Source organism: Streptomyces sp. BPTC-684 (genome assembly GCF_030028635.1).
GTDB classification, from domain to species: domain Bacteria; phylum Actinomycetota; class Actinomycetes; order Streptomycetales; family Streptomycetaceae; genus Streptomyces; species Streptomyces noboritoensis.
The window spans coordinates 2,937,408-2,958,831 of sequence record NZ_CP124863.1 but is presented as its reverse complement, the minus strand read 5'-3'; the positions used below and the strand labels follow the sequence as shown (position 1 = coordinate 2,958,831).

The following is a 21,424-nucleotide window of genomic DNA, read 5'->3' as shown; positions in this document are numbered from 1 at the left end:
GACTCAGATGTCGAGGAAGCGGACGTCCTTGGCGTTGCGCTGGATGAACGAGCGCCGTGCCTCGACGTCCTCGCCCATCAGCACCGAGAACAGGTCGTCGGCCTGGGCCGCGTCGTCCAGGGTGACCTGGCCCAGGACGCGGTGCTCGACGTCCATCGTGGTGACGCGCAGCTCCTCGGCGTTCATCTCGCCGAGGCCCTTGAAGCGCTGGATCGAGTCCTCGCGGATCCGCTTGCCCGACTGCTTGCCGAGCTCCACGAGCGCGTCGCGCTCACGGTCGGAGTACGCGTACTCGAAGTCGTCCCGGCCCCACTTGATCTTGTAGAGCGGCGGGCGCGACAGGTACACGTGCCCGGCCTCGACCAGCGGCCGCATGAAGCGGAAGAGGAAGGTCAGCAGCAGGGTGTTGATGTGCTGGCCGTCGACGTCGGCGTCCGCCATCAGGATGATCTTGTGATAGCGGAGCTTCTCGATGTCGAAGTCCTCGTGGACTCCGGTGCCGAAGGCCGAGATCAGCGCCTGGACCTCGGTGTTCTGCAGGATCTTGTCGATGCGGGCCTTCTCGACGTTCAGGATCTTGCCCCGGATGGGCAGGATGGCCTGGTACATCGGGTTGCGGCCGGACTTCGCCGAACCACCGGCGGAGTCACCCTCGACGATGAAGATCTCGCACTTCGTCGGGTCGTTGGACTGGCAGTCGGAGAGCTTGCCGGGGAGAGAGGCACTTTCCAGCAGACCCTTGCGGCGGGTCAGGTCGCGCGCCTTGCGGGCGGCGACACGTGCCGTCTGCGCCTGGATGGCCTTGCGGATGATGTCCGCGGCCTCGTTGGGGTTCCGGTCGAACCAGTCGGTCAGGTGCTCGTGCACCACCTTCTGGACGAACGTCTTCGCCTCGGTGTTGCCCAGCTTGGTCTTGGTCTGGCCCTCGAACTGCGGCTCGCCCAGCTTGACGGAGATGATCGCCGTCAGACCCTCGCGGATATCCTCGCCGGAGAGGTTGTCGTCCTTCTCGCGCAGCAGCTTCTTGTCACGGGCGTACCGGTTGACCAGGCCCGTGAGCGCGGCGCGGAATCCCTCCTCATGCGTACCCCCCTCGTGCGTGTGGATGGTGTTCGCAAAGGAGTAAACGCCCTCGCTGTACTGAGAGTTCCACTGCATCGCGATCTCGGCCGAGAGCATGCGCTCCTTGTCCTCGGCCTCCACGTCGATCACGGTCGGGTGGATCAGCTCGCCCTTGCGCGAGTTGAGGTACTTCACGAAGTCGACGATGCCGCCCTCGTAGTGGTACGAGACCGTGAGGGCCTGCTGGTCCTCCGACTCATCCGCCGAGTCCGCCCCGGAGACGGCCTTCGCCGACTCCCGCTCGTCCGTCAGCTTGATCGTCAGGCCCTTGTTGAGGAAGGCCATCTCCTGGAAGCGCCGCGCGAGCGTCTCGAAGGAGTACTCGGTGGTCTCGAAGACGTCCGGGTCGGCCCAGAACGTCACCGTGGTGCCGCTGTCCTCGACCTGCTCGTGCTTGGCCAGGGGCGCGGTGGGGACACCGAGCTTGTAGTCCTGCGTCCAGCGGTAGCCGTCGCGCTTGATGTCGACGGCGAGCTTGGTCGAGAGGGCGTTGACGACGGAGACGCCGACACCGTGCAAACCACCGGAGACGGCGTAGCCACCGCCGCCGAACTTGCCGCCCGCGTGCAGCACGGTCAGCACGACCTCGACGGCCGGCTTCTTCTCCACGGGGTGCATGTCCACGGGGATGCCGCGGCCGTTGTCGACCACGCGCACGCCGCCGTCGGCGAGGATCGTGACGTCGATCGTGTCCGCGTGACCGGCGAGGGCCTCGTCGACGGAGTTGTCGACGACCTCTTGCACCAGGTGGTGCAGGCCGCGCTCACCGGTCGAGCCGATGTACATGCCGGGTCGCTTGCGGACCGCGTCCAGACCTTCGAGGACGGTGATGGCGCTGGCGTCGTACGAGGCGGTGACCTCGCCGTTCTCACCGGCGGCAGCGGACGGGGTGTTCTCGTTGGGGTTGCCGGAATCGGCCACGAAGCGCCCTTTCTGGCACAGCACAGCCTTCCTGGGCAGACAGGAGCGGCTGCGTCGTTCAGCGATGGTCAGCGTCCGGCGGCGCCCTGGAGGGGCAGCGCGTCCGACCGCGTCATTCGGTGGGTCCCGCGAGGAGGGCGGGATTATTGACCAGTCTACCGGTAGCGCCGACATGAATGGGGGTTTGCCGGTACCTGAGTCCGCATGTGCCGCCCTGAGCGGGCGGCGACCGACTCCCCATATCCGGGCAGGGGCTCCAAGAGCCTCACACCGGCATTCAGCGCTTCGGCCTGTCAACCTCCGGCTACCGTGAGGGACGCCTCACCCGTACCGCCCGGTTTCCTGGCGCGCGAGGTCCGCCAACAGGGGGAAAGTGGCGGGTTCTTCGAGGTACGGGACGGGTGCGTCGAGCAGCGGGGCGTACGGGTGCGCCCTGCCTCACCCGTACGTGTCGCCCGGGCCCGTGCTCCCCGGGGCCCGCAGGCGCCCGTACCGGGTGGGCGGGCCTCCCGGCCCCAGGACCTTGATCATCCGGACCGTGCCGTGGCCCAGGTCCGCGTTCAGCCGGGCCACCAGCTGGGGCGCGAGCAGGCGCAGCTGCGTCGCCCACGCCGTGGAGTCGCACTGGACCGTGAGCACGCGCTCGTCGGGGTCCTCGTCGTAGCGCAGCGGGACGCAGTGCTTGGCCAGGTCGTCGCCGACGATCTGCGGCCAGCGGCCCATCACGCCGCCCACCGCGGCCGGGGTCTCCCAGCCGCGCTCGGTGATCAGCCGGTTGATCGCAGCGCCCAGCGGCTGCGGGTCGCGCCCGTCCGCGCGAGCGCCCGAGCGCAGGCCGCCGCCCCTTCTGGCCTGCTTCTTCTGCTGCGCGGCGGCGCCCCGCGCCTTGGCCTGCTCCTTGGCGGCGCGCAGCGCCACGCGCGCGAGGTCGACGCCGGAGGACTCGGGAACCTTGGGCGCGGGCGTCTCGTTACCGGAGTGCTCGCTCATACCCGCGCCACCTCCCCCGCGGCGACCTCGTACCGCGCCCCCGCGAGGACGCCCGGCACGTCGTCGTCCACGGCCGCCGTCACCAGCACCTGCTCGCCCGGAGCCACCAGCTCCGCCAGCCGTTCGCGGCGCCGGGCGTCCAGCTCCGCGAAGACGTCGTCCAGGACAAGCACCGGCTCGTTGCCCTCGGCCCGCAGCAGGTCGTACGAGGCGAGCCGCAGCGCCAGCGCGTACGACCAGGACTCGCCGTGGCTCGCGTACCCCTTGGCCGGGAGCTGGCCCAGCTTGAGCAGCAGGTCGTCGCGGTGCGGCCCGACAAGGGTGACGCCCCGCTCGATCTCCTGCTTGCGCACATCGGCGAGCGCGGCCATGAGCTGGCCGTACAGGTCCTCACGGGTGACGGCCTCGCCCTGCGCCGAGGGGCGGTACTCCAGCGCCACCGGACCGCCGCCGGGCGCCAGCTGCTCGTACGCCTTGTCGGCGAGCGGCTGGAGCGTCGCGATCAGGTCGAGGCGCTGGGCGAGCAGCTCCGCGCCCGTCCGCGCCAGATGCTGGTCCCACACGTCGAGCGTCGACAGGTCCATGCCACGGCCACCGTGGCGGCGGGCCATCGCGGCCGACTTCAGCAGGGTGTTGCGCTGTTTGAGGACGCGGTCGTAGTCGGAGCGGACGGCCGCCATGCGCGGGGAGCGCGCGGTGACCAGCTCGTCCAGGAACCGCCGCCGCTCGCCGGGGTCGCCCTTGACCAGCGCCAGATCCTCCGGCGCGAAGAGCACGGTCCGCACTATCCCCAGCACGTCACGCGGTCTGACCTGCGAGGACCGGTTGATACGGGCCCGGTTGGCCCGGCCCGGGTTCAGCTCGAGCTCGATCAGCTGGGAGCGCTCGCCCTGGGTCACGGCCGCGCGGATGATCGCCCGGTCGGCGCCCATGCGCACCAGCGGCGCGTCCGAGGAGACCCGGTGGCTGCCGAGGGTCGCCAGATAGCCGACCGCTTCGACGAGATTGGTCTTGCCCTGGCCGTTGGCGCCCACGAAAGCGGTGACGCCCGGGTCGAGCGGAACCTCGACCCGGGCGTACGAGCGGAAGTCGGCCAGTGAGAGATGCGTGACGTGCATGGTGGTGCGCCGACCTCCCCCGGCCCTGCCAACAGCCTGTGGATTACTTCTTGGACTCGACCGCGTGGCCGCCGAACTGGTTGCGCAGCGCCGCGATCATCTTCATCTGCGGGGAGTCGTCCTGCCGGGACGCGAACCGCGCGAACAGCGACGCGGTGATCGCGGGCAGCGGCACGGCGTTGTCGATGGCCGCCTCCACGGTCCACCGGCCCTCGCCGGAGTCCGCGGCGAAGCCGCGCAGCCGGTCGAGGTGCTCGTCCTCGTCGAGGGCGTTGACCGCCAGGTCCAGCAGCCAGGAACGGATGACCGTGCCCTCCTGCCAGCTGCGGAAGACCTCGCGGACGTCGGTGACGGAGTCGACCTTCTCCAGGAGCTCCCAGCCCTCGGCGTACGCCTGCATCATCGCGTACTCGATGCCGTTGTGGACCATCTTGGCGAAGTGGCCGGCGCCGACCTTGCCCGCGTGGACCGAGCCGAACTCGCCCTCGGGCTTCAGCGCGTCGAAGACCGGCTGGACCTTGGCCACGTTCTCGGCGTCGCCGCCGTACATCAGCGCGTAGCCGTTCTCCAGGCCCCAGACGCCGCCGGAGACACCGCAGTCGACGAAGCCGATGCCCTTGAGGCCCAGCTCGACGGCGTGCTTCTCGTCGTCGGTCCAGCGGGAGTTGCCGCCGTCGACGACCACGTCGCCGGGGGAGAGCAGCTCGGCCAGCTCGTCGATGGTCGACTGGGTCGCGGCACCGGCCGGAACCATCACCCAGACCACGCGCGGACCCTTGAGCTTGCCCACAAGCTCTTCGAGGCTGTGGACATCGGCGACGTCCGGGTTGCGGTCGTAACCGATGACGGTGTGGCCTGCGCGGCGAATCCGCTCGCGCATGTTGCCGCCCATCTTGCCGAGGCCGACGAGACCGAGCTCCATCACATGATCCTTTGACGTTGTGGCGTTCGTACCCGTGTCCGAGACTACGCCGGGACACGGGCACACACCTGTGGGGTCGGCCGCTCAGACGAACGCGGCCCCGCAGGTCAGCCGGGTGGATCAGCCGGAGAGACGCACCGGCATGATCAGGTACTTGTACGCGTCGTCCGCCTCGGCATCGAGCGCGGGCTTGCCGCTCAGCAGCGCCGGCTTGGTCGAGGTGGTGAAGGAGAGCTGGGCGACCGGGGAGTCGATGGCGCTCAGGCCGTCGAGCAGGAAGGTCGGGTTGAAGGCGATCGAGATGTCGTCGCCCTCCAGGTTGGCGTCGACCCTTTCCACAGCCTGTGCGTCGTCGCTGGAACCGGCCTCCAGGATGAGCACGCCCTGCTCGAAGCTGAGGCGGACCGGCGTGTTGCGCTCGGCGACCAGGGAGACGCGCTTGACGGCCTCGACGAAGGGCGCGGTCTCGATCACCGCGACCGAGTTGAACTCGGTGGGGAACAGCGTCCGGTACTTCGGCAGGTCGCCTTCGAGCAGGCGAGTGGTGGTGCGGCGGCCGGCGCCCTCGAAGCCGATCAGGCCCTCACCGGCACCCGAGCCCGACAGGGCGAGCGTGACCGTGTCACCGCTGGTCAGGGCCTTGGCGGTGTCCAGAAGCGTCTTGGCGGGCACCAGGGCGACCGCGGAGGCGTCCGGGTTCTCCGGCTTCCACAGGAACTCGCGGACCGCGAAGCGGTAGCGGTCGGTCGAGGCCAGGGTGACCGTGTCGCCCTCGATCTCGATCCGGACGCCGGTCAGCACGGGCAGGGTGTCGTCGCGCCCGGCGGCGATGGCGACCTGGGCGGCGGCGGAGGCGAAGACCTCACCGGGAACGGTGCCGGTGGCGGTCGGCATCTGCGGCAGCGCCGGGTACTCCTCCACAGGCAGGGTGTGGAGGGTGAAGCGGGAGGAGCCGCAGACCACCGTCGCCCGTACACCGTCTGTAGAAATCTCCACCGGGCGGTTGGGCAGGGCGCGGCAGATGTCGGCGAGCAGGCGGCCGGAGACGAGCACCGTGCCGTCCTCGTCGACCTCGGCCTCGACCGAGACCCGCGCCGAGACCTCGTAGTCGAAGCTGGAGAAGCTGAGGGCGCCGTCCTCCGCCTTCAGAAGAAGGCCCGCGAGCACCGGCGCGGGCGGACGGGCCGGGAGGCTGCGGGCCACCCACGCCACCGCCTCCGCGAGAACATCGCGCTCCACCCGGATCTTCACCGGAACCGCCTCCTGCTGTTGCTGGCTCGCCCTGCTGGCTTTCGTCGTCGGCTGTATCGCCGGGGACCAGTCTGACGTACGCCGCTGACACTCGGTGCGAGTCGGGGTCAAGTCGTGGCGAGAGGTCCGGGAGCCGCCGGGCTCCAGTTGTGCACAGGCCCCACTTCGAAGCGAAATCCGAGCTAACTCTAAGTGGGAGTAGTAGTAGGGCCTGTGGAAACCGTGGATAACCCCGTTTTCGCAGGTCAGGCCCACTTTTTTGTCCACCGAGCCTGTGGGTGGAGGCGGTGGACAACTCACCGGTTCTGTGGACACCCGAAAGTTCTGCACACCCGATGCACAGGCAGGGCCCACTTCTCCCCAGAGCTGTCCCCAGCTTTACCCACGTTCCCCACAGCCCAACCGGCCTCGTTGGTGTGACGCCTTTCACTCGACACGGTGATGGGGGGTGTTGCGTTGCCGAACAGTGGACAGCGCTGTGGAGAAGCTGTGGGCAACGGGCCCCAGCCTGTGGGCCGCCGGTGGACAACTTTGACCACAGGCTGTGGACAGAAAATTCATCCACAGCCTGTGGAGCACGCTCACGCACAAATCCACAAGCATCTGACCTGGGGTGATGGAGTATCAGGGCGTCGGCCTGTGGAAGCAATCTGGACAACTGAACAGTCCCCAGGGTGTGGACAGGAAAAAGTACCCGGATCTGTGGAGAACCCCCTCTGACCGGCGCGTATTCGAACACCGGGAGCCGGAGCGAGCCGTACGGACCGGCCGCGACGGGCCGTACACAGGGGCGGGAACAGCGCTGCGGCGAGGCTTTGAGCAACGCGGGAGGATGCCGCAGAGAGGCTCCACGCGCGCGTAGCGCGACGGAAAAGGGCGCCCGGGACAGGTGTCCCGGGCGCCCTGAGAGGCTCTGCCAGCGGTCTGCTCAGCCGTTCTTGATGCGGTTGGTGAGCTCGGTGACCTGGTTGTAGATGGAGCGTCGCTCGGCCATCAGCGCGCGGATCTTGCGGTCGGCGTGCATCACCGTCGTGTGGTCGCGGCCGCCGAACTGCGCCCCGATCTTCGGCAGCGAGAGGTCGGTGAGCTCGCGGCACAGGTACATGGCGATCTGGCGGGCCGTCACCAGGACCCGGCTGCGCGAGGATCCGCACAGGTCCTCGACGGTGAGACCGAAGTAGTCGGCCGTCGCCGCCATGATCGCGCCGGCCGTGATCTCCGGCGCCGAGTCCTCGCCGCCGGGGATCAGGTCCTTCAGCACGATCTCGGTGAGCCCCAGGTCCACCGGCTGCCGGTTGAGCGACGCGAACGCCGTCACCCGGATCAGCGCGCCCTCCAGCTCGCGGATGTTCCGCGAGATCCGGGACGCGATGAACTCCAGCACCTCCGGCGGGGCGTTGAGCTGCTCCTGCACCGCCTTCTTACGGAGGATCGCGATACGCGTCTCCAGCTCCGGCGGCTGCACGTCGGTGGTCAGACCCCACTCGAAACGGTTCCTCAGCCGGTCCTCCAGCGTCATCAGCTGCTTGGGCGGCCGGTCGGAGGAGAGCACGATCTGCTTGTTGGCGTTGTGGAGCGTGTTGAACGTGTGGAAGAACTCCTCCTGCGTCGACTCCTTGCTCGCCAGGAACTGGATGTCGTCGACCAGAAGGATGTCCACGTCCCGGTACCGCTTGCGGAAGGTGTCGCCCTTGCCGTCGCGGATCGAGTTGATGAACTCGTTGGTGAACTCCTCGGAGCTCACGTAGCGCACGCGCGTGCCGGGGTAGAGGCTGCGGGCGTAGTGCCCGATGGCGTGCAGCAGATGCGTTTTGCCAAGGCCCGACTCCCCGTAGATGAAGAGCGGGTTGTACGCCTTGGCCGGCGCCTCGGCGACGGCTACGGCCGCCGCGTGCGCGAACCGGTTCGAGGAACCGATGACGAACGTGTCGAAGAGGTACTTGGGGTTGAGGCGCGCGTGCGGCTCGCCGGGGCCGCCCGGCTGGGACGCCGAGGACGACGAGGGGCCACCCATCGGACGCGGGGCGCCGCCGCCCGGCTGCGGGCCGCCGTGGTGCTGCGGGGCCTGCGGCTCGGGGCGCTCGTGCCGGTCCGGGCGCTGCTGCTCGTACGGCTGCGACTGCTGCTCGTACGGCGGGCGCTCGGGCATCTGCGGCTGCCGGTAGTCGTGCTGCGGCTGCTGCGGGCGGGCGGTCGCGTACGGGTCGCGCTCCTGGAAGCCGCCCAGGCGCGGCTGCTGCCAGGACAGGTCCTCCTGGGCTCGCGGCCAGGCGCCGGGCTCGGGGCGCTGCTGCTGGTAGTCCGGGTACGCGGGGCGCACGGTCGGCAGGCCGTCGTCGGCCGGGCGGCCGTAGGCGTCGTCCTGGTAGCGCGGCGGCTGCTGCTGGGGCGGCGCGGACTGCGGGCCGCCGCCGGGAGGCTCGCCCACGGAGTCGTCGACGGTGATCGCGATCCGGATCGGGCGGCCGCACTCACGGCTGAGCGTGTCGCTGATCAGCGGGGCCAGCCGACCCTCCAGGACGCGCTTGCCCCACTCGTTGGGGACGGCGAGCAGCGCCGTGTCGGCGACCAGGGCGAGCGGCTGGCAGCGCTCGATCCACTGCTTGTCTTTTGGCTCGATGCCCTGCTGGCCCTCCGCGAGGAGCTGCTCCAGCACTCGTGGCCACACTGCGGCAAGATCGGCAGGTACGTCAGCCACAAGGCACGCTCTCTCGCAGGTCCCACGAATGTGTGGTTCTCGGGACGGGATGGAAGGACAGGCAAGGACAGAAAGGAAAAGAGTCGGGGTCGAGCCACGGTAGTCGCGGCGACTGACGTGGTTCAAGTTGTTGTCCACAGGCTGTGCACAGCGGGCCCCGGGAAGACGCTGGTTTGACCGGATGGCGTAGTCGCGCGTACCGTAACCAGGTCGAGTTGTCGATGGCTGCTGCCGCCTGCCTCCGATGGGCAAAGATCACGGTCTGTGATCGTGAAGCGGTGCACTCGGGCGTATTGCGAGCTTCGCGAATTGCGAGCTTCTCGTGGGCGCACGGTGACAGCCAGGCGATGTCCCGCCACCACCGAATCATTTCTGGAGCCCCCGAGTGAGCAAGCGCACCTTCCAGCCGAACAACCGTCGTCGCGCCAAGACCCACGGCTTCCGCCTGCGGATGCGGACCCGTGCCGGCCGCGCCATCCTCGCGAACCGCCGTGGCAAGGGCCGCGCCAGCCTGTCCGCCTAATCGCATACAGGTCATGACGTGCTGCCTACCGAGAATCGGCTGAGGCGGCGCGAAGACTTCGCGACCGCGGTACGCCGAGGACGCCGGGCCGGTCGCCCGCTCCTCGTCGTCCATCTACGCAGCGGTGCAACGGACCCGCACGCGCCTGGGGAGAGCGCTCCCCCGACGCGTGCGGGTTTCGTCGTCAGCAAGGCCGTGGGTGTAGCGGTCGTCCGCAACCTGGTGAAGCGCAGGCTTCGCCATCTGATGCGCGATCGGCTGTCCCAGCTGCCCCCCGGTAGCCTGGTGGTCGTACGAGCATTGCCCGGCGCGGGCGATGCCGATCATGCACATCTGGCCCGAGACCTGGACGCCGCCCTCCAGCGGCTGCTGGGAGGGGGTGCGCGATGAAGTACCCGCTGCTGGCCCTGATCAAGTTGTACCAGTGGACGATCAGCCCGCTGCTCGGGCCCGTCTGCAGGTACTACCCGTCGTGTTCCCACTACGGATTCACGGCCATTGACCGGCATGGCGCGGTGAAGGGCACGGCACTGACCGCCTGGCGCATTCTGCGGTGCAACCCGTGGTCGCCGGGCGGCGTGGACTACGTCCCCGAACGCAAGCGCCCTCGTTGGCACGAGGCGCTGCGCAATGCCTGGCGCGGCGACAAGGGCGGGCACTTTGCCGCCGAGACCGAGCCCAGCCCGGCCGCAGAGACCTCGCCCAATGCTCAAGGAGCCTGATTAGTGGACACGATTGCCAGTCTGTTCAGCTTTATCACCACCCCTGTTTCCTGGGTCATCGTCCAGTTCCACAAGCTGTACGGCGCGATCTTCGGCCCGGACACGGGCTGGGCCTGGGGACTGTCCATCGTGTCCCTGGTGGTGCTGATCCGGATCTGTCTGATCCCGCTCTTCGTGAAGCAGATCAAGTCGACCCGGAACATGCAGGCGCTCCAGCCGAAGATGAAGGCGATCCAGGAGCGCTACAAGAGCGACAAGCAGCGTCAGTCCGAAGAGATGATGAAGCTGTACAAGGAGACGGGCACCAACCCGCTCTCCTCGTGTCTTCCCATCCTGGCGCAGTCGCCGTTCTTCTTCGCGCTCTACCACGTGCTCAGCAACATCGCGAGCAACAAGAAGGTCGGCGTCATCGACCAGTCGCTGCTCGACAGCGCGCGTAACGCCCACATCTTCGGCGCCCCGCTGGCCGCCAAGTTCACCGACAGTGCCTCCAAGGTCGACGCCCTCGGCGCCACGCTGACCGACGTCCGCGTCGTGACCGCGATCATGATCGTGCTGATGTCCGCCTCGCAGTTCTTCACCCAGCGCCAGCTGATGACGAAGAACGTGGACCTCTCGGTGAAGACGCCGTTCATGCAGCAGCAGAAGATGCTGATGTACGTCTTCCCGGTCATGTTCGCCGTGATGGGCATCAACTTCCCCGTCGGTGTCCTCGTCTACTGGCTGACCACCAACGTGTGGACCATGGGCCAGCAGATGTACGTGATCAACCAGAACCCGACGCCGGGCTCGAAGGCGCAGGCCAGCTACCTGGAGCGGCTGAGCAAGAGCATCGCCGCCCACAGCGACGTCCGTGGCAAGCGCCGTCGCGCCGTGGTCCAGGCGATCGTGGCCAAGGGCCCGGACCGCAACGACAACGAGCGCAAGTTCATCACCGGCCTGGCCAAGCAGGGCTTCGCGGCCCAGGCCGACGGCTCCGTGGTGAAGAGCGAGACCACCGTGGCCGAGGCGGAGGGCAGCGGGCCCAAGCGGCAGCAGCCCAAGCGCCAGACCAAGGCCCAGCGCCAGTCCGGTGCGGCCGCCCAGCAGGGCACGGCCGACGCCGAGGAACCGGCGAAGACCTCGCTGGACAAGGGCACGTCGGACGAGGACTCCGGGGCGAAGCAGGACGCGCCGCAGGACGCCAAGTCCAAGTCGGCCGCCAAGCCGGCCTCCGGTACCGCACGCAGCAAGGCCCAGTCAGGACAGCGCAAGGGTCAGCAGCGGCCCAAGCACCCGTCCAAGAAGTAAGAAGGAGTCCATCCGTGACGGAAGGCACCACCCCGGCCGCCGAGGGTGTCGACACCCTGTCCCGCCTGGAGCAGGAGGGGGAGATCGCCGCCGACTACCTTGAGGGCCTGCTCGACATCGCCGACCTGGACGGCGACATCGACATGGACGTCGAGGCGGACCGTGCCGCGGTTTCGATCATCAGCGACTCCGGCAGCCGCGACCTGCAGAAGCTCGTCGGCCGTGACGGTGAGGTGCTGGAGGCGCTCCAGGAGCTGACGCGGCTGGCCGTGCACCGGGAGACCGGCGACCGCAGCCGTCTGATGCTCGACATCGCGGGCTTCCGGGCCAAGAAGCGCACGGAGCTGGCCGAGCTGGGTGCCAAGACTGCGGACGAGGTCAAGAACTCCGGCCAGCCGGTGAAGCTCCAGCCCATGACGCCGTTCGAGCGCAAGGTCGTGCACGATGCGGTCGCCGCCGCCGGTCTGCGCAGCGAGTCCGAGGGCGAGGAGCCGCAGCGCTTCGTCGTCGTGCTCCCCGCCTGAGCGTTCTTTGCTTGTTCGGCCCCGTCTGTTCGCAGGCGGGGCCGATCTTTGTCAGCCTGATAGTCAGCCACCCCAGCGCGGGAAGCGCGGTACGGAAGGACGGTCCCCCGTGACGGAGGCAGCAGCAGAGCTTCCCCAGGCGCCCGAAGAGGCGCGCGCGGTATTCGGCGAGTACTTCCCGGAAGCCGTCCGGTACGCCGAGCTGCTCGCGGACGCGGGAGTCAAGCGCGGCCTGATCGGTCCGCGCGAGGTGCCCCGCCTCTGGGAGCGCCATCTGCTCAATTGCGCCGTGCTCTCCGAGGTCGTCCCCGAGGGCGTCACGGTCTGCGATGTCGGCTCCGGGGCCGGTCTGCCCGGCATCCCGCTGGCGCTGGTGCGCCCGGACCTGAAGATCACGCTCCTGGAGCCGCTGCTGCGGCGCACCAATTTCCTCCAGGAAGTCGTGGAGCTGCTGGGCCTGGACCATGTGACCGTGGTGCGCGGCCGGGCCGAGGAGATGCTGGGCAAGGTGCAGCCGGTGCATGTGGTCACGGCCCGTGCGGTGGCCCCGCTGGACCGGCTGGCTGGGTGGGGCGTGCCGCTGCTGCGTCCCTACGGCGAGATGCTGGCGCTCAAGGGCGACACCGCCGAGGAGGAGATCCAGGGTGCGCGGGCCGCGCTGAGCAAGTTGGGTGTGGTGAACACCTCAGTGCTGCATGTCGGTGAGGGCATCGTGGACCCGCTGTCCACGGTCGTGCGGGTCGAGGTCGGGGAGAGCCCGGGCGGCGTGCGGTTCGCCGCCAAGCGCGCCAAGGCCGCCAGGACCGGCCGTACCAGGCGCCGCCGCTGACTCGCAGGGGCCGCCGAGGGATGGATGCTCCATAGAAGGCGCGATACGTACGCATTTCGGAGTGTCGTAACGATCTGACCGCAGGGCGCGTGCATCGTGTTTCACGTGAAACGTCGCTCTCTGCTGCATGGAATCATCAGCCGCGGCCGTAATGCCGCGCCTCGCGACCGCAAGCCCTTGGGCGGGGCGTTGGAGTCCCCTTCACGGGCTACGGAGTTGTCCACAGAGGTGGATTCATCCACAGAAGAACGGGCCTCGCTGGTTCACGACCCCGAAAGCATGGCAGGCTCTGTGCATTGCGAGCCTGAAGTCGAGGAGAGTGAATCCTTGCGGTCCGACGCCAACATCGCGGGACCGATGACCGATCCGGTCCCCGGTCCCCGTACCGAGTCGGCGGGGGAGGATGTTTCACGTGAAACACCGCCCCCGATGGACGACACCCCCATCGGTCGTGCTGCCCAGCTGGCGGTGGAAGCTCTCGGCCGTGCCGGCGAGGGCCTGCCCCGGCCGGAGCAGACACGCATCATGGTGGTCGCCAACCAGAAGGGCGGCGTGGGAAAGACCACCACTACGGTCAATCTCGCCGCCTCCCTGGCACTGCACGGCGCCCGGGTTCTGGTGGTCGACCTCGACCCGCAGGGCAACGCCTCCACCGCGCTGGGGATAGACCACCACGCCGAGGTCCCCTCGATCTATGACGTCCTGGTGGAAAGCAGACCGCTCTCCGAGGTCGTCCAGCCGGTCCGGGACGTGGAGGGCCTCTTCTGCGCACCGGCCACGATCGACCTGGCCGGTGCGGAGATCGAGCTGGTGTCCCTGGTGGCACGGGAGAGCCGGCTGCAGCGCGCCATCCAGGCGTACGAGCAGCCGCTGGATTACATCCTGATTGACTGCCCGCCGTCCCTGGGACTCCTCACCGTCAACGCGCTCGTCGCCGGTGCCGAGGTCCTGATCCCGATCCAGTGCGAGTACTACGCGCTGGAAGGGTTGGGGCAGCTGCTGAGGAACGTCGATCTGGTGCGCGGGCATCTCAACCCCGCACTGCATGTCTCGACGATCCTGCTCACCATGTACGACGGCAGGACCAGGCTCGCCTCCCAGGTGGCCGACGAGGTGCGCAGCCACTTCGGCCACGAGGTCCTGCGGACGAGCATCCCGCGATCGGTCCGTATCTCGGAGGCTCCGAGCTACGGCCAGACGGTGCTCACCTATGACCCGGGCTCCAGCGGTTCGCTCTCGTATCTCGAAGCCGCCCGCGAGATCGCACTGCGCGGCGTCGGCATCAACTACGACCCGACGCACATCCCCGTGGGCAGTCAGAACAACCAGCACAGCATGTCGGAGGGGATCCAGTGAGTGAGCGACGTAGAGGTCTGGGGCGCGGGCTCGGTGCGCTGATCCCCGCCGCCCCGCAGGAGAAGCCCGCACCCGCGATGGGGACGGCTTCCACGTCCCCGGCGGCGGTGCCGGTGCTGACCGCGGAGCGCGGGGTGGCGGCAGCGAAGGTAGCCGCGCTCGCGGCGACTTCTGTTTCACGTGAAACATCGGTGCCGGTCCAGGCGCCCGAGCCGGCGACGCCGCAGTTGAAGGCGCCCGCGGGGGCGTACTTCGCGGAGCTGCCGCTGGACTCGATCACGCCCAACCCGCGCCAGCCGCGTGAGGTGTTCGACGAGGACGCCCTCGCCGAGCTCATCACCTCCATCAAGGAAGTCGGGCTCCTCCAGCCCGTCGTCGTACGGCAGCTGACGCCCGAGCGCTTCGAGCTCATCATGGGCGAGCGGCGCTGGCGGGCCTGCCGTGAGGCGGGCCTGGAGCGGATCCCCTCGATCGTGCGGGACACCGACGACGACAAGCTGCTCCTGGACGCACTCCTGGAGAACCTGCACCGCTCCCAGCTGAACCCGCTGGAAGAGGCGGCGGCGTACGACCAGCTGCTGAGGGACTTCGAGTGCACGCATGACCAGCTGGCCGACCGCATCGGCCGGTCGCGTCCGCAGGTCTCCAACACCCTGCGCCTGCTGCGGCTCTCGCCGCCGGTTCAGCGCAGGGTGGCGGCCGGGGTCCTCTCGGCGGGCCACGCCCGGGCGCTGCTCTCCGTCGACGACTCGGACGAGCAGGACCGGCTGGCTCATCGCATCGTGGCCGAGGGGCTTTCGGTGCGGGCGGTCGAAGAGATCGTGACCCTGCTGAACTCGGAGCCCAAGAGCGCGGCCAAGGCGAAGGGCCCGCGCGCCGGGACCCGGCTGGCGCCCGCGCTCTCCGATCTGGCCTCCCGGCTCTCGGACCGCTTCGAGACGCGGGTGAAGGTCGACCTCGGCCAGAAGAAGGGAAAGATCGTCGTCGAGTTCGCTTCGATGGACGATCTGGAGCGGATCCTCGGGACCCTCGCCCCGGGTGAGGGACGGGTCCTCAACAAGGGCCTCGCCGGGGAGTCCGAGGAGAGCGAAGAAGCCTGAGCCGGTGACCCACTCACCGTCTGAGCCACGGCAGTTGTCGTGAAGGGCGGGCTGTGTTCCGATGCATACAGGAACACAGCCCGCCCTTTGCTGTTGTGCGGTATCCGCACTGACAATGGGTGGATACGATGCGTTCTGGTATGGCACATCCACCTTGGGCCACTTCGGAGGGAGGGCGGGGAGCCATGCGAACGGTGAGCCGTACCCGACTGGTGACAGCGGGGCTGGGCCTCGGGGTGGTCGGCGGGTTCGTCGGCGGCCTTCTCCGGGAACGGAGTGTGCTGGCAGCCGCCCAGGGGGCGGCAGGCGAGGGAAGCGAGGAACAGCCTTCATGGGGCGTCGGCTTGCACCGCTCACGCTGGACAACCTTCCGGACCTTCCCAAGCGCTGCCGCGCCTGTGTCTTCTGGGAACTTGACCCCGTCAGTGGAGAGGCCGCGATAAAGGCGGGGACGCCGGAGCTCGAAAAGGAAGCCTGGATATCGGCCGTGCTCCTGGAGTGGGGCTCCTGCGGCCGGGTCGTCTACGTCGACGATGTGCCGGTGGGCTTCGTCCTCTACGCCCCGCCCGCGTATGTGCCGCGTGCCACGGCGTTCCCCACCAGCCCGGTGTCCCCCGACGCGGTGCAGCTCATAACGGGGTGGATCATGCCCGGGTACCAGGGCCAGGGGCTGGGGAGAGTGATGGTGCAGACGGTCGCCAAGGATCTGCTGCGCCGGGGCTTCAAGGCCATCGAGGCGTTCGGGGACGCCCGTTGGCACGAGCCCGCGTGTGTGCTGCCCGCCGACCATCTGCTGGCGGTGGGCTTCAAGACCGTACGGCCGCATCCCCGGCATCCCCGGCTGCGGCTGGAGCTGAGGACGACGCTCTCCTGGAAGGAAGACGTCGAACTGGCTCTGGACCGGCTGCTGGGAGCCGTCCAGAAGGAGCCCGCCCTGCGGCCGCTGTAGAGCGCGTCACCTTCGGCGGCAGGAGAAAGCGAACGGGCCCGAACCCCCCGAGGGGTCCGGGCCCGTGGCGTTGTTTCACGTGAAACAACGCGGCTGGGACTTATGCGCCGATGAAGCCGTCGAGGTCGCGCAGAAGAGCGGCCTTCGGCTTGGCGCCGACGATGGTCTTGGCCACCTCGCCACCCTGGTAGACGTTCAGGGTCGGGATGGACATCACACCGTACTTGGCGGCAGTGGCCGGGTTCTCGTCGATGTTGAGCTTGACGATCTCGATCTGGTCGCCGTGCTCCGCCGCGATGGCCTCCAGGGACGGGGCGATCTGGCGGCACGGACCGCACCACGCAGCCCAGAAGTCCACGAGTACGGGCTTGTCGCTCTTGAGGACGACCTCGTCGAAGTCGGCGTCGGTCACGTTCTTCAGGGTGCCGGCCACGGCAGCCTCCTTGCGGGGTGGGGTGAGGGGGTGGGGAGGGAAGGTCAGATGGTTCAGACGGCGGCCGCGGCGGCCTTCTCGTCGTCGGCGAGCGCGGCCAGGAAGCGCTCGGCGTCGAGAGCGGCGGAGCAGCCGGTACCGGCGGCGGTGATCGCCTGCCGGTAGGTGTGGTCCACCACGTCACCGGCGCCGAAGACACCGGTCAGGTTGGTGCGGGTGGAGGGCGCGGCGACCTTGAGGTAGCCCTCGTCGTCCAGGTCGAGCTGGCCCTTGAAGAGCTCGGTGCGCGGGTCGTGGCCCACGGCGATGAAGAGTCCGGTCACCGCCAGCTCGGAGGTCTCGCCCGTCTTGGTGTTGCGCAGGGTCAGACCGGAGAGCTTCTGGTCGCCGTGGATCTCGGCGACCTCGCTGTCCCAGGCGAACTTGATCTTCGGGTCGGCGAAGGCGCGCTCCTGCATCGCCTTGGAGGCACGCAGGCTGTCCCGGCGGTGGACGATGGTGACCGACTTGGCGAAGCGGGAGAGGAAGGTCGCCTCCTCCATCGCGGTGTCGCCGCCGCCGACCACGGCGATGTCCTGGTCCTTGAAGAAGAACCCGTCGCAGGTGGCACACCAGGAGACGCCGCGCCCGGAGAGCTTGTCCTCGTTCGGCAGGCCGAGCTTGCGGTGCTGGGAGCCGGTGGTGACGATCACGGCCTTGGCGCGGTGGACGGTGCCGGCGGTGTCCGTGACGGTCTTGATCTCGCCGCTGAGGTCGACGGCCACGACGTCGTCCGGGAGCAGCTCGGCGCCGAAGCGCTCGGCCTGCGCCCGCATGTTGTCCATGAGGTCCGGGCCCATGATCCCGTCGCGGAACCCGGGGAAGTTCTCCACCTCGGTGGTGTTCATCAGCGCACCACCGGCGGTGACGGCGCCCTCGAACACCAGCGGCTGAAGCGACGCACGCGCGGTGTAGAGCGCGGCCGTGTAGCCGGCCGGCCCGGAGCCAATGATGATCACGTTACGGACGTCGCTCACGGGTTTCTTCCTCGTCTCTGCGGACTGCCTACTGCCTACCGGGGCCCGGTCCAGGACTCTCACCCCACCCAACGGATCCTACGGGGCGAGCATTCCCCGGGCGTCTCACCGACGGGGATAGGCGTGGGTCAGCAGCAGCTTGCCCTTGGCGTCGGGCGCCGTGGTCTCGCAGGCCGCGTCGACGACGTACGCCTGGACCTGTGAGCTGTCCGTGGGGTGCGGAAGGACGACGAGGTACGCCCGGGTCCCCCGGTACTCACCGGTTTCGGCGGCGAGCGGGGTCTCCGAGGTCCGGCCGGTGCCCGCCTGTACGCACGGCGGCACGCCGACGTCTACGCCGAGCTTCGGGGAGTCGGACGTGACACCGAGGTCCGGCTTCTTGCCCGACGGGGAGGTCTCGGCGCTCTCCAGGGTGTGCGGGGAGGACAGCAGCGTCTGCACCTGCCCGGCGAGGGAGGCGTCGGAGAAGACGGCCCCGCCCGGCTGGGGGGAGGCGGCGGCGGACTTCTGGGCGGGGGTGTCGTCGGACGGCTGGAGCGTCTGCACCAGGAAGACGCCCACCCCGATCGCCGCGGCGCCGAAGACGGCTCCGAGCACGGCCGTGCGGCGACGCCGAGGGGTACGGGGACGGCCGGGGCCGGTGGCCGCCCTGGGACGCCCGGCCGGGCGGTCTGCCGCGGGAGCGTCGGCAGGGACGGATCCGAGCGATGTTTCACGTGAAACACGCGCCGCGTCGTCGGCCGACTCGGCGGCCACGGGCGCTTCCGCTGTGGCGGATACCGCGGTCGCCCCGACGGGCACGGACGTCTGCGCGGGCGCCGTGGCGTCGAGGAGGGCCTCGGCGGCCAGCGCCGCGTCGATCCGGCCCGCGACGTCGGCGGGCATGCGCGGCGGCCCGGGCAGGGTGCCGAGCAGCTCGCGGATCTCCGTCAAGGAGGCGTGGACGTCCGCGCAGAGGTCGCAGCCGTCCAGGTGCCGGCGTACGTCGGCCGTACGGGAGGGGGGCAGCAGGCCCTCGTGGAGGTCGGAGATCTCCGAGACGTCCGGGTGCTGAGTCATGTCGGCCGTGGATGTCACGTGCGCCCACCTCCGCCCTTCACAGCAGCAGGATCATTCGGTCCTGCGTCCCTTGGTCCCGACGCAGGTGGGACGGATGTCCCCGGCGTCCGGTTCCTTCCCCCACCGCGCTCATGGCTATCCCCCGTATCGCCCGTGTCACCGCGCAGATGACCGAGCAGGGGTTGCAGCCGCGCCCGGCCCCGGGCGCAGCGGCTCTTGACGGTCCCCACCGGCACGTCGAGGACCTCCGCCGCCTCCGCCACCGGATAGCCCTGCATGTCGACCAGGACCAGGGCGGCGCGCTGTTCGGCCGGAAGCGTCCCCAGCGCCTTCACCAGCTGCCGGTGGAGGTCCTGGCGCTCCGCCGGGGCCTCGGCCGACTCGTGGGGCTCCAGGAGCAGCTCCAGGCGCTCCGCGTCGTCGACCGGCGAGGTCTTGCGGGACGCCGCCTTGCGGGCCCGGTCGAGGCAGGCGTTCACCGTGATGCGGTGCAGCCACGTCGTGACGGCCGACTGGCCGCGGAAGGTGTGTGCGGCCCGGTAGGCCGACACCAGGGCGTCCTGGACGGCGTCGGCGGCCTCCTCGCGGTCGCCCAGCGTCCGCAGGGCGACCGCCCAGAGTCTGTCCCGGTGGCGGCGGACGAGCTCGCCGAAGGCGTCGGGGTCACCGTCGACATGGCGAGCCAGCAGGTCCTGGTCGCTCGCGTCGCCGTATGCGGCGTCGTCCAACGGTGAGCCCCCTCCCCGCGCTGTCGGATCTTCCTGGCGGACCTTCCGGATCAGCCGGTGAACTTCACGTCCGTTATGGCCTGCTTGTAACCCGGGTCGCTGAATTCGTCGTTCGGCGCGTACGGCGCCGCCGTGATCCACAGGAGGACGTAGCGGGTCTTCACCGGCTTCGTCGCCTTGAGGGCGGCCGCGGTGCCGCTCGTCGTCGTGGTCGCGATCTGCTTCATCGACTCGACCGGCGCACTCGACGACATGGAGTCCGCTGCGTACAGCGCCAGCGTCGTGTGGTCGCCGCCGTACCGGAGCGCTATCGACGCCCCCGACACGTCCTTCTCGGACCCGAGGTCGTAGACGATGCCCACGCCCTCCTTGTAGGGAGCGAGCTTGGGGCCGCCCCGGTAGCTCTTGGAGCGCCAGTACGTGGAGGTGCTGCCGTCGTAGGTGTTGCCCACGTCCTTGGCGTTCTGCAGCTTGCCGTCCGGGGCGTACTCCTCCGCGCCCTGGATCCGCAGCGGCACCGGCGCCTTCGGTTTGTCGCCGTCGCTCTTGTTCGGCTGCTGGGACGTGCCGGACTCGCCGGAACCCTTGTCGTGGCCCAGGAGCTTGTCCGCGAGCTGCCAGCTACCGAGGCCGAGCGCGGCGATCAGCAGCGCCGAGACGGCCCACTTGATCGCCTTGCCGGTACGGCCCTGGAGTGCGGGCGGCGGGGCCTGCACGACCTGGGTGACCGCCGGGTGCGGGCCCGCGGGCGGGCGGCCGTAGGTGCCCTGCTGGTAGGTGGTGCGCTGGTACTCGGGCGGCGCGGTGAACGTGGGCTCCGGCGGGCGGATCCGCGGCATCGCCGAGACGGCCTTGACCAGCTCGTCCGGCGTGGTGCAGGCCGGCTCCTGGCGCGACGCGGTGGCGCCGTCGTTGGCCAGCGCCCGCATGGCGAGCTCGGACAGGCCCCGGTGGACGCCCGCGCGCACCTGGTCGGGAGCGATCAGGCCGACGCCCTTGGGCAGCCCGTGCAGGCCGTAGGCGTCGCTGTCGTACGGCCAGCGCTGGGTCAGCGAGGCGTACAGCAGCGCGCCGATCGCCTCCGTGTCGGTCCGCTGGGGGGTGTCGGAGGTGATGCCGCGCAGTGCGGCGTTCACCGCGAGCCCGCGGATGCGGTACTGCCCCGAGGAGGTCCGCAGGATCGCGCCGGGAGTCAGCCGCAGATGCGCGAGGCCCTCGCGGTGGGCCGCCGCCATGGCCTGGGAGACCTGGGTGACCAGCTGGTAGGCATCGTGCGCCTCCAGCGGGCCCAGGGCCAGCAGCGCGGTCAGCTCGGTGGCGTCCGGCAGCCACTCGTGGACCACATAGACGAGGTCGTTCTCCTCCACCGCGTCCAGGACCTGGACGAAGCGCGGGTCCCCCAGGAGCGCGGACGAGCGGGCGGCCGCCAGCACGGAACGCGCCCGCGGGTGGTCCGCCGGGAGCAGGTGCACCCCGACGGCGCGGCGGAGCTTTTCGTCGACCGCGCGCCAGCTGCTGAAACCGTCCAGACGGGTGACGCACTCTTCGAGCCGGTAGCGTCTGGCGAGCTTGTGGCCGCTGTGCAACTCCGGTGTGGCGATGGAGGGCTCGGTGGGCTTCCGTTCACCGCCCGTGTCGCCGGGGCCCTGCTCCGCCGTGTCTGCCGTGTCGATGGATTCCGCCGCCCCGTCGGTCGTGGCCCCGTCCGCCTTGGCGGTCAGCGGGTTGTCGCCGCTGTTGTCGGCCACGTCGACGGCAGCCGTGCTACGTTCCGCCACCGTCGTTCCTGCCTCCCCATCCGTTGCGTGCTGTCGGCCAGCCATGCAAAGTCCTGCCAATTGTGCCCACAGTCCGGCGCTATGCACGACACACG

Annotated in this window: 20 protein-coding genes; 9 read left to right on the top strand and 11 right to left on the bottom strand. The window is 69.4% G+C overall.

Annotation, left to right across the window (positions count from 1 at the left end):
- Positions 1 to 3: 3 nt before the first annotated feature.
- From gyrB to dnaA, 6 genes are all read right to left on the bottom strand, one after another.
- Positions 4 to 2,067 (bottom strand): DNA topoisomerase (ATP-hydrolyzing) subunit B, encoded by a 2,064-nt coding sequence (gyrB, locus tag QIY60_RS13160; protein WP_283142578.1) that lies wholly within the window; start codon positions 2,065 to 2,067, stop codon positions 4 to 6.
- Positions 2,068 to 2,481: 414 nt separating this feature from the next.
- Complete coding sequence (locus tag QIY60_RS13155; protein ID WP_283142577.1) at positions 2,482 to 3,033, bottom strand: DciA family protein; 552 nt, start codon at positions 3,031 to 3,033, stop codon at positions 2,482 to 2,484.
- A complete protein-coding gene (gene recF, locus QIY60_RS13150; protein WP_283142576.1) occupies positions 3,030 to 4,151 on the bottom strand; it encodes a DNA replication/repair protein RecF in 1,122 nt (373 codons plus the stop codon). The genes QIY60_RS13155 and recF overlap by 4 nt, the downstream gene beginning before the upstream one ends.
- A gap of 43 nt (positions 4,152 to 4,194) precedes the next feature.
- Positions 4,195 to 5,073 (bottom strand): phosphogluconate dehydrogenase (NAD(+)-dependent, decarboxylating), encoded by an 879-nt coding sequence (gene gnd / locus QIY60_RS13145; RefSeq protein ID WP_283142575.1) that lies wholly within the window; start codon positions 5,071 to 5,073, stop codon positions 4,195 to 4,197.
- Between the two features lie 120 nt (positions 5,074 to 5,193).
- A complete protein-coding gene (dnaN, locus tag QIY60_RS13140; protein ID WP_101389151.1) occupies positions 5,194 to 6,324 on the bottom strand; it encodes a DNA polymerase III subunit beta in 1,131 nt (376 codons plus the stop codon).
- Positions 6,325 to 7,252: 928 nt separating this feature from the next.
- Complete coding sequence (dnaA, locus tag QIY60_RS13135; RefSeq protein WP_283142574.1) at positions 7,253 to 9,022, bottom strand: chromosomal replication initiator protein DnaA; 1,770 nt, start codon at positions 9,020 to 9,022, stop codon at positions 7,253 to 7,255.
- A 385-nt stretch (positions 9,023 to 9,407) separates the two neighbouring features.
- Between dnaA and rpmH the strand changes: the two genes are divergently transcribed.
- From rpmH to QIY60_RS13090, 9 genes are all read left to right on the top strand, one after another.
- Entirely contained in the window at positions 9,408 to 9,545 is a 138-nt protein-coding gene (rpmH, locus tag QIY60_RS13130) for a 50S ribosomal protein L34 (protein ID WP_006381191.1), read from the top strand.
- Positions 9,546 to 9,563: 18 nt separating this feature from the next.
- Positions 9,564 to 9,935, top strand: a complete 372-nt coding sequence (gene rnpA, locus QIY60_RS13125) for a ribonuclease P protein component (protein WP_101389153.1) — start codon at positions 9,564 to 9,566, stop codon at positions 9,933 to 9,935.
- Positions 9,932 to 10,267, top strand: a complete 336-nt coding sequence (gene yidD, locus QIY60_RS13120; protein ID WP_101389154.1) for a membrane protein insertion efficiency factor YidD — start codon at positions 9,932 to 9,934, stop codon at positions 10,265 to 10,267. Before rnpA ends, yidD begins: the two co-directional genes overlap by 4 nt.
- Before the next feature lie 3 nt (positions 10,268 to 10,270).
- Positions 10,271 to 11,557, top strand: a complete 1,287-nt coding sequence (gene yidC, locus QIY60_RS13115) for a membrane protein insertase YidC (RefSeq protein WP_283142573.1) — start codon at positions 10,271 to 10,273, stop codon at positions 11,555 to 11,557.
- Positions 11,558 to 11,571: 14 nt separating this feature from the next.
- Complete coding sequence (locus tag QIY60_RS13110; protein WP_266981646.1) at positions 11,572 to 12,081, top strand: R3H domain-containing nucleic acid-binding protein; 510 nt, start codon at positions 11,572 to 11,574, stop codon at positions 12,079 to 12,081.
- Between the two features lie 109 nt (positions 12,082 to 12,190).
- A complete protein-coding gene (gene rsmG, locus QIY60_RS13105; RefSeq protein ID WP_283142572.1) occupies positions 12,191 to 12,910 on the top strand; it encodes a 16S rRNA (guanine(527)-N(7))-methyltransferase RsmG in 720 nt (239 codons plus the stop codon).
- Between the two features lie 279 nt (positions 12,911 to 13,189).
- A complete protein-coding gene (locus QIY60_RS13100) occupies positions 13,190 to 14,266 on the top strand; it encodes a ParA family protein (RefSeq protein WP_283142571.1) in 1,077 nt (358 codons plus the stop codon).
- A complete protein-coding gene (locus tag QIY60_RS13095; protein WP_283142570.1) occupies positions 14,263 to 15,366 on the top strand; it encodes a ParB/RepB/Spo0J family partition protein in 1,104 nt (367 codons plus the stop codon). Before QIY60_RS13100 ends, QIY60_RS13095 begins: the two co-directional genes overlap by 4 nt.
- A gap of 331 nt (positions 15,367 to 15,697) precedes the next feature.
- A complete protein-coding gene (locus tag QIY60_RS13090; protein WP_283142569.1) occupies positions 15,698 to 16,315 on the top strand; it encodes a GNAT family N-acetyltransferase in 618 nt (205 codons plus the stop codon).
- Positions 16,316 to 16,415: 100 nt separating this feature from the next.
- Here the strand turns inward: QIY60_RS13090 and trxA are convergent, their stop codons facing one another.
- The 5 genes from trxA to QIY60_RS13065 form a co-directional block, all read right to left on the bottom strand.
- The gene (gene trxA / locus QIY60_RS13085; protein ID WP_190092046.1) at positions 16,416 to 16,748 is read right to left on the bottom strand and encodes a thioredoxin; all 333 of its coding nucleotides are present in this window, start codon (positions 16,746 to 16,748) and stop codon (positions 16,416 to 16,418) included.
- A gap of 53 nt (positions 16,749 to 16,801) precedes the next feature.
- A complete protein-coding gene (gene trxB / locus QIY60_RS13080; RefSeq protein WP_283142568.1) occupies positions 16,802 to 17,764 on the bottom strand; it encodes a thioredoxin-disulfide reductase in 963 nt (320 codons plus the stop codon).
- A 105-nt stretch (positions 17,765 to 17,869) separates the two neighbouring features.
- The gene (locus tag QIY60_RS13075) at positions 17,870 to 18,841 is read right to left on the bottom strand and encodes a hypothetical protein (protein WP_283142567.1); all 972 of its coding nucleotides are present in this window, start codon (positions 18,839 to 18,841) and stop codon (positions 17,870 to 17,872) included.
- Positions 18,838 to 19,551, bottom strand: coding sequence for an RNA polymerase sigma factor SigM (sigM, locus tag QIY60_RS13070; protein ID WP_283142566.1), 714 nt, complete (start codon positions 19,549 to 19,551; stop codon positions 18,838 to 18,840). The genes QIY60_RS13075 and sigM overlap by 4 nt, the downstream gene beginning before the upstream one ends.
- A gap of 50 nt (positions 19,552 to 19,601) precedes the next feature.
- The gene (locus tag QIY60_RS13065) at positions 19,602 to 21,329 is read right to left on the bottom strand and encodes a protein kinase family protein (RefSeq protein WP_283142565.1); all 1,728 of its coding nucleotides are present in this window, start codon (positions 21,327 to 21,329) and stop codon (positions 19,602 to 19,604) included.
- Positions 21,330 to 21,424: the final 95 nt, after the last annotated feature.